The organism is Candidatus Pelagibacter sp. Uisw_090 (assembly GCF_047717845.1).
Taxonomy (GTDB): Bacteria; Pseudomonadota; Alphaproteobacteria; order Pelagibacterales; family Pelagibacteraceae; genus Pelagibacter.
In genome coordinates this window covers 660,507-674,024 of record NZ_CP159810.1, presented here as the reverse complement: position 1 = coordinate 674,024, position 13,518 = coordinate 660,507, and the positions used below count along the sequence as shown (strand labels likewise).

The 13,518-nt window shown below is 28.5% G+C and carries 17 protein-coding genes; 14 read left to right on the top strand and 3 right to left on the bottom strand.

The window, feature by feature from the left end:
• Nucleotides 1-46 precede the first annotated feature (46 nt).
• Nucleotides 47-1,018: a zinc ABC transporter substrate-binding protein gene (locus tag ABXT58_RS03710; RefSeq protein ID WP_415304872.1), complete on the bottom strand. Its 972-nt coding sequence runs from the start codon at nucleotides 1,016-1,018 to the stop codon at nucleotides 47-49.
• Between the two features lie 74 nt (nucleotides 1,019-1,092).
• Between ABXT58_RS03710 and ABXT58_RS03705 the strand changes: the two genes are divergently transcribed.
• From ABXT58_RS03705 to ABXT58_RS03690, 4 genes are read left to right on the top strand one after another with little or no spacing between them, the layout of a single operon-like run.
• Nucleotides 1,093-1,839 carry an ATP-binding cassette domain-containing protein gene (locus ABXT58_RS03705; protein WP_415304870.1) on the top strand — a complete coding sequence of 249 codons (747 nt, stop codon included), beginning with the start codon at nucleotides 1,093-1,095 and terminating at the stop codon, nucleotides 1,837-1,839.
• Nucleotides 1,840-2,643, top strand: coding sequence for a metal ABC transporter permease (locus ABXT58_RS03700; RefSeq protein WP_415304868.1), 804 nt, complete (start codon nucleotides 1,840-1,842; stop codon nucleotides 2,641-2,643).
• Between the two features lie 21 nt (nucleotides 2,644-2,664).
• On the top strand, nucleotides 2,665-3,063 hold the full coding sequence (locus ABXT58_RS03695) for a Fur family transcriptional regulator (RefSeq protein WP_415304866.1): 399 nt from the start codon (nucleotides 2,665-2,667) through the stop codon (nucleotides 3,061-3,063).
• A complete protein-coding gene (locus ABXT58_RS03690) occupies nucleotides 3,064-4,062 on the top strand; it encodes an Ldh family oxidoreductase (protein ID WP_415304864.1) in 999 nt (332 codons plus the stop codon).
• On the opposite strand, the gene xth is transcribed toward ABXT58_RS03690, so the two are convergent.
• Nucleotides 4,054-4,830, bottom strand: coding sequence for an exodeoxyribonuclease III (xth, locus tag ABXT58_RS03685; protein WP_415304862.1), 777 nt, complete (start codon nucleotides 4,828-4,830; stop codon nucleotides 4,054-4,056). The genes ABXT58_RS03690 and xth overlap by 9 nt on opposite strands.
• Nucleotides 4,830-5,147 (bottom strand): HesB/IscA family protein, encoded by a 318-nt coding sequence (locus ABXT58_RS03680; protein ID WP_168606297.1) that lies wholly within the window; start codon nucleotides 5,145-5,147, stop codon nucleotides 4,830-4,832. The genes xth and ABXT58_RS03680 overlap by 1 nt, the downstream gene beginning before the upstream one ends.
• A gap of 50 nt (nucleotides 5,148-5,197) precedes the next feature.
• Between ABXT58_RS03680 and ABXT58_RS03675 the strand changes: the two genes are divergently transcribed.
• The 10 genes from ABXT58_RS03675 to yajC are packed head-to-tail and all read left to right on the top strand — an operon-like array spanning nucleotide 5,198 to nucleotide 13,506.
• Nucleotides 5,198-6,313, top strand: coding sequence for a deoxyguanosinetriphosphate triphosphohydrolase (locus ABXT58_RS03675; protein ID WP_415304860.1), 1,116 nt, complete (start codon nucleotides 5,198-5,200; stop codon nucleotides 6,311-6,313).
• Nucleotides 6,313-8,046: an arginine--tRNA ligase gene (gene argS / locus ABXT58_RS03670; protein WP_415304858.1), complete on the top strand. Its 1,734-nt coding sequence runs from the start codon at nucleotides 6,313-6,315 to the stop codon at nucleotides 8,044-8,046. Before ABXT58_RS03675 ends, argS begins: the two co-directional genes overlap by 1 nt.
• A complete protein-coding gene (locus tag ABXT58_RS03665) occupies nucleotides 8,046-8,309 on the top strand; it encodes a hypothetical protein (protein WP_415304856.1) in 264 nt (87 codons plus the stop codon). The genes argS and ABXT58_RS03665 overlap by 1 nt, the downstream gene beginning before the upstream one ends.
• Nucleotides 8,302-9,249, top strand: a complete 948-nt coding sequence (locus ABXT58_RS03660) for a glycoside hydrolase family 3 N-terminal domain-containing protein (RefSeq protein WP_415304854.1) — start codon at nucleotides 8,302-8,304, stop codon at nucleotides 9,247-9,249. Before ABXT58_RS03665 ends, ABXT58_RS03660 begins: the two co-directional genes overlap by 8 nt.
• An 8-nt stretch (nucleotides 9,250-9,257) precedes the next feature.
• On the top strand, nucleotides 9,258-9,998 hold the full coding sequence (locus tag ABXT58_RS03655; RefSeq protein ID WP_415304852.1) for a segregation and condensation protein A: 741 nt from the start codon (nucleotides 9,258-9,260) through the stop codon (nucleotides 9,996-9,998).
• Nucleotides 9,995-10,696, top strand: coding sequence for an SMC-Scp complex subunit ScpB (scpB, locus tag ABXT58_RS03650; RefSeq protein ID WP_415304850.1), 702 nt, complete (start codon nucleotides 9,995-9,997; stop codon nucleotides 10,694-10,696). Before ABXT58_RS03655 ends, scpB begins: the two co-directional genes overlap by 4 nt.
• A 42-nt stretch (nucleotides 10,697-10,738) precedes the next feature.
• Nucleotides 10,739-10,939 carry a twin-arginine translocase TatA/TatE family subunit gene (gene tatA / locus ABXT58_RS03645; RefSeq protein ID WP_006996943.1) on the top strand — a complete coding sequence of 67 codons (201 nt, stop codon included), beginning with the start codon at nucleotides 10,739-10,741 and terminating at the stop codon, nucleotides 10,937-10,939.
• A gap of 5 nt (nucleotides 10,940-10,944) precedes the next feature.
• Nucleotides 10,945-11,916, top strand: a complete 972-nt coding sequence (gene tatC, locus ABXT58_RS03640) for a twin-arginine translocase subunit TatC (protein WP_415304848.1) — start codon at nucleotides 10,945-10,947, stop codon at nucleotides 11,914-11,916.
• Nucleotides 11,909-13,168: a serine--tRNA ligase gene (gene serS / locus ABXT58_RS03635; RefSeq protein WP_415304846.1), complete on the top strand. Its 1,260-nt coding sequence runs from the start codon at nucleotides 11,909-11,911 to the stop codon at nucleotides 13,166-13,168. The genes tatC and serS overlap by 8 nt, the downstream gene beginning before the upstream one ends.
• A gap of 53 nt (nucleotides 13,169-13,221) precedes the next feature.
• Complete coding sequence (gene yajC, locus ABXT58_RS03630; RefSeq protein ID WP_415304844.1) at nucleotides 13,222-13,506, top strand: preprotein translocase subunit YajC; 285 nt, start codon at nucleotides 13,222-13,224, stop codon at nucleotides 13,504-13,506.
• Nucleotides 13,507-13,518 lie beyond the last annotated feature (12 nt).

The window sequence follows — 13,518 nt, the reverse complement described above, 5'->3', positions numbered from 1 at the left end:
AAAATCTAATTAATATTAAACATAAATATTTAGTTAGTATAAAAATTTAACAACCTTTAAAAGAAGCAGACATATTTCTTATTAGATCAAAATATAAATTCTTTCCTGGATTTAAAGTAGCCCCAAGTGGATCAACTACACCAGTTTTTATATTCATATCTTTAGCAACTACCTTAATGATATCAGGATTAAATTGAGGTTCTGAGAAAATACATTTTACTTTATCATGTTCAATTATTTCTCTAATTTCTGATAATTGTTCTGCACCAGGCATTATGTCAGTATTAACTGTAAAAGCTCCCAATATTTTTACATTAAATCTTTTTTCAAAATATTGATATGCATCATGGAAAACAATAGATGAAGTACTTTCATTTAATTCAGTCATTACATCCATAGTAAGTTTATCTATATCATTAAGTGCCTTATCTAAGTTACTTTTGTAAGTAGATGCATTTTTTGAATCATTTTCAATTAAATGCTCAGTCATTTCTTTTAGAATTACTTTTGCATTAATAGGATCTAACCAAACGTGGGGATCATATTCACCATGTCCATGTCCTTCATGCTCATCATGCCCATCCTCCTTTTTAGCATGATCGTCATGACTATCTTCTTTTTTAGCGTGATCGTCATGATCATGTTCATCAAAAATATTTCTTTCTCTAAACTTTAATACATTTAAACCTTTAATTTCTATTAATTCAATTTTTTCTGCTTTTTTTGCAATTGAATTTAATGGTTTTTCTAAAAAATTTTCTAAATCTTCACCTATCCAAAATATAAGATCTGCATTTTGTAACATTTTCGCATGAGATGGTTTCATTGAAAACCCATGTGGTGAGTTAAAACCATCTACAATTAAATCTGGTTTTCCAACACCATTCATAAGATAGCTCGCTAATGAATGAATAGGTTTAATTGATGTAACTACTTTTATTTCAGCATTAGCTGGTGTAAAAAACATTAATATTGATAAAATCGATAGAATAAATGGTATTTTTTTTAGTTTGTTCATAATTTAAATATTTAATTAATTGTTATAATATAACATTGTGTAATAATATAACATTTAAAAAAGTCAAGAGCTATATGGATTTAGATAAGAATATATTAGTTAAATTAAATAATGCAGGTTTTCGCCAAAATAATAAATGGCTAGTAGAGGGTGTATCTCTGCAGGTTGAGAAGGGCAAGATTGTAACTCTCATTGGTCCAAATGGTTCGGGCAAAAGTACAACTGCTAAAATTGCATTAGGTATTTATAAAAATATTGAAGGTAGTGTTGAAAAATACACTAATAAAATTGGATATGTTCCTCAAAAGATTTCAATAGATTGGACATTGCCACTAAGAGTTAACGACTTTATGGTATTGACTGAAAATATTAAGGATGATCAGATTAATGAAGCTTTATCATTAACGGGAGTGATGCATCTTAAAAATAAAAATTTAGGTAATTTATCTGGTGGTGAATTTCAAAGAGTTTTACTTGCTAGAGCTATTTCAAAAAAACCGGAATTGTTAGTACTTGATGAACCAGTTCAAGGTGTCGATTTTACTGGAGAGATAGCTTTGTATGAGTTAATTAAAAAAATCTCAGATACTTTAAATTGTGGAATTTTACTAATCTCACATGATTTACACACAGTAATGACTGCAACAGATCATGTTGTTTGTTTAAATGGCCATGTTTGTTGTTCAGGTTCACCAATTGATGTTGCAAAAAATAATGAATATAAAACATTATTTGGAGAACAAGCTTCTCAGATACTCTCTATTTATGAACACAAACATGATCATGAACACTCTGATGAAGGGAATATAAAAAAAAACTAGATGTTTGATGATTTTTTTATAAGAGCATTAATTGCTGGTATTGGAATTGCTTTAGTAGCAGGACCACTAGGATGTTTTGTTATTTGGAGAAGATTGTCTTATTTTGGTGATACACTTTCTCATTCAGCATTACTTGGTGTTACAATTGCTTATACGTTTGATTTAAATATTGCTCTTTCAGTGTTTGTAATTTCTTCCGTCATAGCTTTATTATTAATACAATTACAAAAAAAAACTAATTTACCTGGTGATGCTTTGCTTGGTCTTTTAGCTCATTCTTCATTAGCAGTTGGGTTAGTGGTAATTGGTTTTTTAACTTTCATAAGATTTGATATTATGGGTTTATTATTTGGTGACATATTAGCTGTCACAACTAATGATATATTTGTTGTGTGGACTGGTGGTGCTGTAATTTTAATTATACTTAAATTAATTTGGAAACCTTTATTTGCATCAACTGTAAATTATGAATTAGCTGAGGCTGAAGGTTTGAATCCAGATAGATCAAAGGCTATATTCACAATTTTAATGGCTGCTGTTATTGCCATATCAATTAAAATGGTAGGTTTGCTTTTAATTACTGGAATGTTGATTATTCCTGCTGCAATGGCTAGAAATATTTCAGACAGTCCACAAAAAATGGTATTTTATTCAATTATAGGGGGTTTATTGTCTGTAGTTTTAGGATTATTCTCTTCATTAGAATTCAATACATCTTCAGGACCTTCAATAATAGTTGCTTCTTTAATTTTATTTATATTATCTTTGTTAAAAATAAAACAATCGATTAAATTAAAAAACTAATAGCTAATTAAAAATTTAGATATGCAAAAACAAGAAAGTTTATCAAAAAACCAACAAATCATATTTGATTTTATTGAAAAAGCTAAAGAACCACTTAAAGCTTATTCAATATTATTTAATGTTCAAAAAAAAGGAATAAAAGCTCCCTTACAAGTTTATAGGGCTTTAGATAAATTAGTTGAAATAGGTAAAATTCATAAAATTGAAAGTCGAAATGCTTTTATAGCTTGTAAAAATTCAAATTGTGAAGTTTCTAATGCTACAATCTTTTCAATTTGCAATAAATGTGAAAATGTTTCTGAAATTAATAATCCAAAACTTTCAAAATATTTAACTAATTTTGAAGACGATACTGGAATGCAATATAATAAATATAATTTAGAGTTTTTTGGTTTATGCAAAAAATGTAAAGCTAAATAAATGAATACAGTATCCTTAACATTAAATGAAATTTTAGAATTAGCTAAAAAAACATTACTAGCTAATGGTTGTGATGAGGAAAATGCTAGTATCTTAGCTGATACCATCATGAGAGCTGAAAGAGATGGTTCTGTTTCTCATGGTTTGTTTAGATTACCTGCTTATGTGGCTGGCTTAAAAAGTAAAAAAATTAATGGTAAAGCAAGACCTGAATTAGAAAATGTTGCTCCAAGTATTATTAAAGTATTAGGTAATAATGCAGTTGCTCCTATGGTTTTAAGTTTAGGATTACCTGCTGTTATTGATTTGGCCAAAAAAAATGGTGTAGCAGTCCTAGCAATAAAAAATTCACATCACATGGCAGCACTTTGGCCTGAAACTGAAGCTATTGCAGAAGCTGGTCTTGTTGGTATCGCTTGCACATCTTACAAACCAGCCGTTGCACCAGCTGGTGCTACAAAACCTTTATATGGTACAAATCCAATTTCTTTTGCTTGGCCTAGACCTGGTAAAACTCCAGTTGTCTACGATATGGCAACTGCTTCAATGGCAATGGGTGAAGTTCAGATTGCAAAAAGAGAAGGGCATAAAGTTCCTCTTGGAACGGGCTTAACTAAAGAGGGTAAAGAAACAACTGATCCTGGAGAAATCGCTGATGGTGGAGTTATACTTCCATTTGGTGGCTATAAAGGATCTAGTATAGCAATGATGGTTGAATTATTAGCTGGTGCATTAATAGGTGAAAATTTTAGTTTTGAAACTGCTGCTAAAGATAATAACGATGGTGGTCCTCCAAGTGGTGGAGAATTTATTATAGCAATCTCACCTGAGAAAATTTCTGGTAAAGGTTGGGATAAGCATGCGGATGAATTTTTTAGTAAAATGTCAGCTATGGAGGGTGTTAGACTTCCAGGTGAAAGAAGACATAAAAATAGACTAGATAAAGGACCAAGAAATATTAATGAAGAACTTGTTAATAAAATTAAATCTTTAAGTTAATTCAATTTCAATAGGTGTGTGATCTGAGGGTTTTTCTTTTCCTCTGGGGTCTTTATTAATATTAACATTCTTAACTATATTTAATAAAGAATTTGATACTAAGAAGTGATCTATTCTTAATCCATTATTTTTCTGCCAAGCACCTCTCATATAATCCCAATAAGTATAGCCTTCTGTTTCGCCATGAATATGACGGTAGGCATCATGAAAACCTAGATTAATCATTTCTCTAAATTTTTTTCTTATCTCAAGTCTGTATAAAGCGTCATCTTCAAAACCTTTAATATTATAAGCATCTTCTGCTGAAGGAAGAATATTAAAATCACCTGCTAAAATAATGTTTTCATTTTTCTTTGAAAGAGTTTTTAGCTGTTTAATCAAAGTATCTAACCATTCTTTTTTATAAGTATATTTATCAGTATCTACAGGATTACCGTTTGGAGTGTAAATGTTAATCAGTTGAATATTTTTTTTCTTATGTTTTAATTCTGCTGAAATAATTCTAGATTGTTTTAACTTGTCTTTAATCAAATCTAATCTAACATTTTCTAGTTTATGCTTAGATATGATAGCAACTCCGTTATAACTTTTTTGTCCAAATACATGACTTTCATAATCTAATGCTGAAAAATCATCATATGGAAAAGTTTCATCTTGAGTTTTGATCTCTTGCATCATGACAACATCAGGAGAAAATTTTTGAAGGTATTCTTTAATATTTTCAACTCTTGCTCTAACAGAATTAACATTCCAAGATGTGATAATCATTATATAGAGAAAGAAACACCACAACCGCAAGAAGATTTGCTTTGTGGGTTAGAGATCTTGAATTGATCACCAATTAGTTCTGAGACAAAGTCTACTTCTGAACCTTTTAATAAGTCTGCTGAAGTTTTATCAATAAGAATATTTTCATGCTTTAAATCATCTGCTTCTAATTTTTTGTCAAAAGTAAACTCATATTGAAAACCTGAGCAACCACCACCTTTAATAGCGATTCTAAAAAATGACCCTGGATCTTTTTGAGACAACAAATTATTAATCTGTTTTATAGCTTTATCTGTAAATTTAATTTCTTTAATCATATAACAACACTGATATTACTAATATAATATCAATTTATTAAATTTAAAGTATGAATAATTACTCAAATTTAGCTCTATCTAAAAGTAAAGGTCGTATTTTTAAAGAAGCCAATTCACTTTATAGAACACCATTTCAAAGAGATAGAGATAGGATTATTCACAGTGCCTCATTCAGAAGGCTAAAACATAAAACACAAGTTTTTGTTAATACAGAAGGGGATCACTTTAGAACTAGAATTACCCATTCAATTGAAGTTGCACAAATTGCAAGATCAATAGCTAAACATTTAGGTTTAAATGATGATCTAGCTGAAACTTTAAGTTTGGCTCATGATTTGGGACACACACCGTTTGGACATGCTGGAGAAGATGCCCTTAATGAATGCATGGTTAACTTCGGAGGTTTTGATCATAATCTTCAAACTTTAAGAATAATTATGTTTCTTGAACATAAATACCTTAAATTTAAAGGTCTAAACTTAACATTAGAAACTTTAGATGGATTATTAAAGCACAATGGCCCAATTGAAGATATCTCTACAGTTAATAGACTTATTGGATTGAAAAGTTTTAAAAATAAAATAAATTTTACTAACTCTGGATCATTGGAAGCTCAAATATCAGCAATCTCTGATGATATTGCCTATAATAATCATGACATACAAGATGGTATCAGAGCCAAAATGTTTAATTTAAACGACTTGATTGAAATTAATTTTTTTAAAGATATTTATAAATCTCACAAAAATAATATTAAAAATAATAATAAAGATATTTTGATATATCAAATAATACGAGATTCAATTGATTTAATGGTTAGAGATTTGATTAAAAATACTAAAAATAATTTAAAATCCAATAAGATCAAATCTTTAAATGATGTTTATAAATTAAATAATCCTATAGTATGTTTTTCTAGTAAATTTCTAAAAATTGAAAAAGAAGTTAGGTTTTTCCTAAGAAGCAAAATGTACAATAATAAGAAAGTATTATTAAAAAATAATCATGGAAAAAAAATTGTTAATAAACTTTTTTATAAAATTAAGAATAAGCCAAAAAAATTCTTAAATGTTGACCAATTAAAGAATGACTCTAACAGAGCAATTGCTGATTTTATTTCAGGTATGACAGATAGATATGCAATCAATTTACACAAAAGTATTTAATGAACATTTTTGACCTTTACTTAGATAAAATAATAATTTTAATTAAAAAGCTAAATAAAGATGGTTCTATTGAATTATCTGAATCCTTAAATGGAATTAATGTAGACATACCACCATCAAATTTTGACTGCGATATATCAACAAATGTAGCCATGGTACTATCTAAGGCTAACAAAAAATCTCCAATTGATATTGCAAATACTTTGATTGATTTAATCAAAAACGAAGATGAAAATATTGAAACTATATCAGTAGCAAAACCTGGTTTTATCAATATTAAATTTAAAGCAATATATTGGAACAATTTTATAAAAAATGTTAATGAAAATTATAAAAACTTTGGAGTAAATATTAAAGAAAAAAAACAAAAATATCTCATAGAGTTTGTTTCTGCCAATCCTACAGGTCCATTACATGTTGGTCATTGTCGTGGTGCAATCTTAGGAGATGTTATTTCAAATATATTGATTTTTAATAAACATGACGTTTCTAAAGAATATTATGTAAATGATTATGGCAACCAAATTATAAATTTTACAAAATCTGTCTTTCATAGAATTAGGGAAATTCTTAATGATGAAAAGTTTCCTATTGATAATCCGGATCTTTATCCAGGTGATTACTTAGTAGACATTGCTAAAATTATTATTGATAACAACAAAAATTTAAAATTTGATAAATTTGATGATGTATCTAAGGAATTAACACTATTGTCTGTGGCAGAGTCTTTGAAATTAATTAAGACTAATTTAGCTAACTTGGGAATAATTCATGATAAATTTACAAGTGAAACTCAAATTGTTTTAAATAAAGAAGTGGAAAAGGTAATTGAGAATTTAAAAGAGAAAAACCTAGTATACGAAGGAAAAATTAAGGCACCTAAAGGAGAGGACGATGATAATTGGGTAGAAAGAGAGCAGCTTCTATTTAAATCAACTAATTTTGGAGATGATAAAGATAGAGCCTTACAAAAATCTGACAAGTCATGGACTTATTTTGCTAGCGATGTTGCTTATCATAATAATAAACTTAACAGAGGCTACGATGTGCTTATCAACATACTTGGAGCTGATCACGCAGGGTATATAAAAAGAATTACTTCAGTTGTAAAGGCTCTTTCTAGAGACAAGAATAAGTTAATTTGTAAGGTTAGTCAGCTAGTTAAGTTAATTAAAGATGGCAAACCATTTAAAATGTCTAAAAGAAAAGGAGATTATATTACCGTAGAAGATTTGATTTCAGAAGTTGGTAAAGATGCGACACGATTTATCATGCTCAATAGAAGTAGCGACGTTGAGTTAGATTTTGATTTTGCAAAAGTTAAAGAAAAGTCAAAAGATAATCCACTTTATTATGTACAGTATTGTTTTGCGAGAATATCATCAGTTTTTAGACATGTTGATTTAGATATTAATAAAGATCTAAATATTAGTGAATATGATTTTCAATATTCCAATGATGAAATTAAGATTTTAAAAAAGATTGCTGAATGGCCTAAATGCATTGAGACAGCTAGTTTAAGATTAGAACCGCATAGTATCCCAGTTTATTTATATGAACTGTCATCTGAATTTCATTCTTATTGGAACATGGGTAAGGATGATCCAAGTAAAAGGTTTATTAACGATCAAAAAAAAATACCTAATGATAAACTGGTTTTTTTAAAAGTTATATCTACTGTAATTCGATCAGGGATGAATATTGTTGGTGTGGATACACCGGAAAAAATGTAATGTTAAAAGAATTAAAATACCTTTTTTATTTATTTGTAATTATATTGTTTTTTTTCTTAGCATTAAAATATTATTTTTCAGATGATAATAAAAAAAATTCTTATAGATCTTATAAACTGCTAGATGAAAAAATTAAAAAGTATTCTCAAAATATAATTTTATTAAAAAATGACACTATTGATATAGTTGAATATGTTGAAAAAACTATAGATAAAAATAAAAAAAATTATAACTTTTGGAAGTTAATAAACAATAATGAATAACAGAAGAAGCTTTATAACTGGTATTAAATCCACAACTTTATCCATTAAAGAAAAAAATTTTCTTCAGCAATATAAACCCTGGGGTGTAATACTTTTTTCAAGAAATATAATATCTTTAAATCAGACCAAGAAATTAACAGATCAAATAAAAAAAGTATTTAAAGATAAAAATTACCCTATTTTGATTGATCAAGAGGGTGGACGAGTTAATAGATTAAAAAATATTTTCAATGCAGATCCTTTAACAGGTGAATTTTTTGGTAAACTTTATTTAAAAGATAAGAAAAAGTTTTATAATTATTATAAAATTTTTATAAAACAGACATCATTCTTATTAAAGTCGATTGGAGTAAATATCAACACTCTGCCTGTTCTTGATTTAAGGTTAAAAGGTTCTAGTTCAATAATTGGTGATAGATCATTTTCAAAAGACCCAAAAATTGTCTCAAAAATAGGTGATATTTGCATAAATCACTTTCACTCGAATAATATAGGAACTGTTATTAAACATATTCCTGGCCATGGCTTAGCTAAAGTAGATAGTCACAAATTAACACCAACGGTTAATGAAAATTTAAAATATTTGATAAAAAATGATTTTTCAACTTTTAAGAAAAAGTCTAGCCTTTTTGCTATGACTGCACATATAATTTACACAAATATAGACAAGACTAATACAGCAACGCATTCAAAAAAAATAATTGAATTAATAAGAAGTCATATTAAATTTAAGAACATAATAATGTCTGATGATATATCCATGAAAAGCCTAAAAAGTTCAATTAAAGTTAATACTTTGAGAGCTTTTGATGCTGGTTGTGATTTAGTCCTTCATTGCAATGGAAATATTAAGGAAATGTGTGATGTTGCAATTAACTCACCTTTAATAAGTAAGTTTATAATCAAAAAAACATCACAATTTCATAAGATTATAAGTTAATATTTGATATGCCTGATACCGATTCTAATGATTTTAATGTTGATCTTGAAAACTATCAAGGTCCCTTAGATGTTCTGTTAGATTTAGCTAAAGCACAAAAAGTAGATCTAGAAAATATCTCCATAACATTATTGGCAGATCAGTTTCATGATTATATCACAAACGAAAAAAATCTTAATTTAGAGACGGCATCTGAATATTTATTGATGGCAACATGGTTAACTTACTTAAAATCTAAACTTTTATTACCTGGAAACCCTGAGGAAGAATTTAAATTATTAGAGGTTGCTCAACAACTAAAATTACAATTAAAAAAATTGGAATTAATACGCCTTCTTTCAGATCAAATGTTAAAAAGGAAAAGATTGGGTAGAGAAATACGCTTAAGAGGAATTAAAGGAAATATACGATCAATTTATAGTACTGAATATAAATTAAACCTCTATGAATTGTTAAAAACATATTCTGGTATTATCATGACAAAAGACTTCCAAAGAATGAATATACCTAAACTACCGGTGTTTACTACAGAGGATGGTATAAAGCGTATTAGAGAATTTTTTGGTAAATTGATAGATTGGAAGAATATTAACGATTTAATCCCAAAAAACTTTAAAGATGGTATAAAATATAAAAAAACTGGTAAAGCTGGGATTTTTGCGGGATCTCTTGAACTTGTTAAAGAAGGCAATCTTACAATCAAGCAAGAAAACTTATTTGATGAAATATATGTTAAGGAGATTAAGTGACCAAAATAAACAAAAATTTAAAAACAAACATTGTAACATTTCCAAAAAAATTAAATGATGGAGAAAGAGAAGTTGAGGCTATTGTCTTTGCTGCATTAGAACCTCTTGATATTGACACAATAGAATCTAAAATTTCTAAAAAAATTGATGTTTTAAAAACTTTAGAAAAACTTCAAATAGAATATTCTACAAGAGGCATCAATTTAGTTTGCATTTCAAACAGATGGTCATTCAGGACTTCTGAAAATTTATCAAATTTGATGTCACAGGAAAAAACTGTTGAAAAAAAACTATCTAGAGCAGCTGTTGAAACTTTAGCTATTATTGTTTATCACCAACCTGTAACTAGAGCTGAAATTGAGGAAATCAGAGGTGTGGCTTTTGGCACAAATACACTTGATATACTGATGGAATTAAATTGGGTTAAGCCTCAAGGACGCAAAGATGTGCCAGGTAAACCAATTCAGTATGGAACTACTGTTGATTTTTTAAGCCATTTTAGTCTTCAAAAATTATCAGATTTACCAACTGTTGATGAACTAGGATCGGCTGGCTTAATAGATAGCGCCAATATAGATAATGCAATATTTGGTACAGGTAAATTTTATAAAGAAAAACAGGAAGAAAAGAAAGAAGACATCTATGAAAATATAGATGAAATGCTAGGTGGAACACTTAGTCCTGACGAAGAAAAATAAAAAGTTACTTTAAAATTAAATCTAAAAGGGGTATAAAATTATATGAGCATAGGAATTTGGCAAATAGCAATAGTAGTTATTTTAGTGGTCCTTTTATTTGGTAGAGGTAAAATCTCTAGTTTAATGGGGGATGTAGCTAAAGGTATTAAAAGTTTTAAAAAAGGTATGGCTACAGATATCACTGATGAGCCAGAGCCTAAAAATGTTTCTGAAAATAATCAAGACAGCAAAGACAAAGAATAAATTAAATGCCCACTATTGGCTGGTTTGAGATTTTACTGGTAGTAGCTGTAGCAATTATTGTTATAGGTCCTAAAGATTTTCCGTTTATGTTAAAAAAAGTAGGATCCTGGATTGGGACTACTAAAAGATATATTACCAACATACAAAGTGAAGTGGCTGAACTTGATATTGAGTCTAACGAAATAGAAAAACCCGTAGAAGAAAAAAAGATAATGACAAAATCTGAAAATGAGGGCGGCTTTGTAAGTCATTTAACTGAGCTTAGAAAGAGATTAATTCATTCTTTTATTTTTTTATTTATATTTTTCATTGGATGTTATTTTTTTTCAGAACATCTTTATGGTTTTTTAGTTGAACCTTTTGCTAAAGCCGTAAATGACAGTGGTACTGATAGAAGATTAATTTTTACAGCATTACAAGAAACGTTTTTAACTTATTTAAAGGTTTCATTTTTTGCAGCATTTTTTGTTACATGTCCTTATATATTAATGCAAATATGGAAATTTATTGCACCAGGTCTCTATAAACATGAAAAAATTGCAATTGTTCCGTATCTAGTTTTAACGCCTATATTATTTTTTTTAGGTGGCATGCTTGTCTATTATTTAATAATGCCACTAGCCATAAAATTTTTTCTTTCCTTTGAAAGTACAGGGGCGTCAACAGGTTTACCCATTCAATTAGAAGCAAAAGTGAGTGAATACCTTTCGCTTGTAATGAAATTAATTTTTGCATTCGGTATAAGCTTTCAGCTACCAGTCGTTCTTAGTTTACTAGCTAGGGTAGGTATGGTTGATGCAAAATTTCTTAGAGAAAAAAGAAAATATGTTGTTGTAATGATTTTTGCAGCAGCAGCACTATTAACGCCACCAGATCCTATAACTCAAATTGGTTTAGCAATACCATTATTGATTTTATATGAATTATCTATATTTTCTGTAAACATTATTGAAAAAAAAAATAAAAAAGATGCATAATATAAAAGAAATCAGAAATAATATTGAGGCTTTTAAAGATGCTTTAAATAAAAGATTCTTAGATATAGATGTTGATGAAATTTTATCATTAGATGAAAACAATAGAAAATATATCCAACAAAGAGAAATACTTGAAAAAGAAAGAAAAGATATTTCAAAATCAAAAGACAAAACACTTTTTGAAAAATCTAAAAAAATTTCTACTGAAATAGAAAAAGTTAACAACCTACAAGCAGTTATTAAAGAACAATTAGAGACTATCTTATCATCAATTCCTAATATACCTTATTCGGATGTGCCCATTGGTAAAGATGAGAACTCAAATATAGAAATTTCAAAATCAGGAACAATACCTAATTTTACATTTAAACCTAAGTCTCATTATGAATTGGGTGAGAATTTAGAAATGTTAGATTTTGATCTTGCAACAAAAACAACAGGCTCTAGATTTGTTTTTGTAAAAGATAAATTGGCTTTATTAGAGAGGGCGCTATCTAATTTTATGCTCGATACTCATGTCAACGTTAATGGTTATAAAGAAATTTCACCTCCATTAATAGCTACAGACTCAACCATGTTTGGAACAGGCCAGTTACCAAAATTTGACAATGACCAATTTGAACTCAAGCTCGATGACTCAAGTGATAGAAAATTTTTAATTCCAACAGCAGAAGTAATTTTAACAAATATAGTTAAAGACCAAATTGTTGATAAAAAAAATCTACCAATGAGAATGGTTGCCTCAACTCCTTGTTTTAGAAAAGAGGCTGGAAGCTATGGTAAAGATACTAAGGGGATGATTAGACAACACCAATTTTACAAAGTTGAAATGGTTAGTATTGTTGAGGCTGAAAATTGTTTAGATGAACTTGATAGAATGACTGATTGTGCGACAAAAATATTAGATTTATTAAAACTTCCTTATAGAAAAATTGTTTTATGTACTGGCGACATGGGCTTTAGTGCTGAAAAAACTTTCGATATTGAGGTATGGCTTCCATCAGAAGATAAATATAGAGAAATTTCAAGCTGTTCTTCATGTGGATCATTTCAATCTAGAAGAATGAAGGCCAGATATAAAAACAATAAAAAAGAAACAGTCTTTGTTGGAACCCTAAATGGTAGTGGTTTAGCGGTTGGCAGAACGCTGGTTGCTATATTAGAAAACTATCAACAAGAAGATGGTTCTATTATTGTACCTACGGTTTTAAAGCCTTACATGAATAATATTGAGAAAATCAACAAGATTTAAAGTTGTTTTAATTTAATAGATGTTGTAAGTATTCACATTAATCAAGGAGAAACATGGATTTAGGAATAGGACAATTTATACCACTAATTTTAATTTTTGTTATTTTTTACTTTTTTTTAATAAGACCTCAACAAAAGAAAGTTAAAGAGCATAAAGCCATGGTAGAAAACTTATCAAGAGGAGACAAGGTTGTAACGTCTGCTGGTATTATTGGGACAGTTGAAAGAATTATTGATAATGAAAAAGTTGAAGTACAAATTGCTGAAAACGTTAAAGTTGAAATTATCAAATCTACAGGTATCCAGGGATTACTCAACTCTCCAGAAGTAAAAAAATAACATTTAACTAAA

Coding starts and splice junctions, on each gene's coding strand:
- ABXT58_RS03710 (WP_415304872.1), bottom strand. CDS start 1,018: ATGAACAAACTAAAAAAAATACCATTTATTCTATCGATTTTATCAATA.
- ABXT58_RS03705 (WP_415304870.1), top strand. CDS start 1,093: ATGGATTTAGATAAGAATATATTAGTTAAATTAAATAATGCAGGTTTT.
- ABXT58_RS03700 (WP_415304868.1), top strand. CDS start 1,840: ATGTTTGATGATTTTTTTATAAGAGCATTAATTGCTGGTATTGGAATT.
- ABXT58_RS03695 (WP_415304866.1), top strand. CDS start 2,665: ATGCAAAAACAAGAAAGTTTATCAAAAAACCAACAAATCATATTTGAT.
- ABXT58_RS03690 (WP_415304864.1), top strand. CDS start 3,064: ATGAATACAGTATCCTTAACATTAAATGAAATTTTAGAATTAGCTAAA.
- xth (WP_415304862.1), bottom strand. CDS start 4,830: ATGATTATCACATCTTGGAATGTTAATTCTGTTAGAGCAAGAGTTGAA.
- ABXT58_RS03680 (WP_168606297.1), bottom strand. CDS start 5,147: ATGATTAAAGAAATTAAATTTACAGATAAAGCTATAAAACAGATTAAT.
- ABXT58_RS03675 (WP_415304860.1), top strand. CDS start 5,198: ATGAATAATTACTCAAATTTAGCTCTATCTAAAAGTAAAGGTCGTATT.
- argS (WP_415304858.1), top strand. CDS start 6,313: ATGAACATTTTTGACCTTTACTTAGATAAAATAATAATTTTAATTAAA.
- ABXT58_RS03665 (WP_415304856.1), top strand. CDS start 8,046: ATGTTAAAAGAATTAAAATACCTTTTTTATTTATTTGTAATTATATTG.
- ABXT58_RS03660 (WP_415304854.1), top strand. CDS start 8,302: ATGAATAACAGAAGAAGCTTTATAACTGGTATTAAATCCACAACTTTA.
- ABXT58_RS03655 (WP_415304852.1), top strand. CDS start 9,258: ATGCCTGATACCGATTCTAATGATTTTAATGTTGATCTTGAAAACTAT.
- tatA (WP_006996943.1), top strand. CDS start 10,739: ATGAGCATAGGAATTTGGCAAATAGCAATAGTAGTTATTTTAGTGGTC.
- tatC (WP_415304848.1), top strand. CDS start 10,945: ATGCCCACTATTGGCTGGTTTGAGATTTTACTGGTAGTAGCTGTAGCA.
- serS (WP_415304846.1), top strand. CDS start 11,909: ATGCATAATATAAAAGAAATCAGAAATAATATTGAGGCTTTTAAAGAT.
- yajC (WP_415304844.1), top strand. CDS start 13,222: ATGGATTTAGGAATAGGACAATTTATACCACTAATTTTAATTTTTGTT.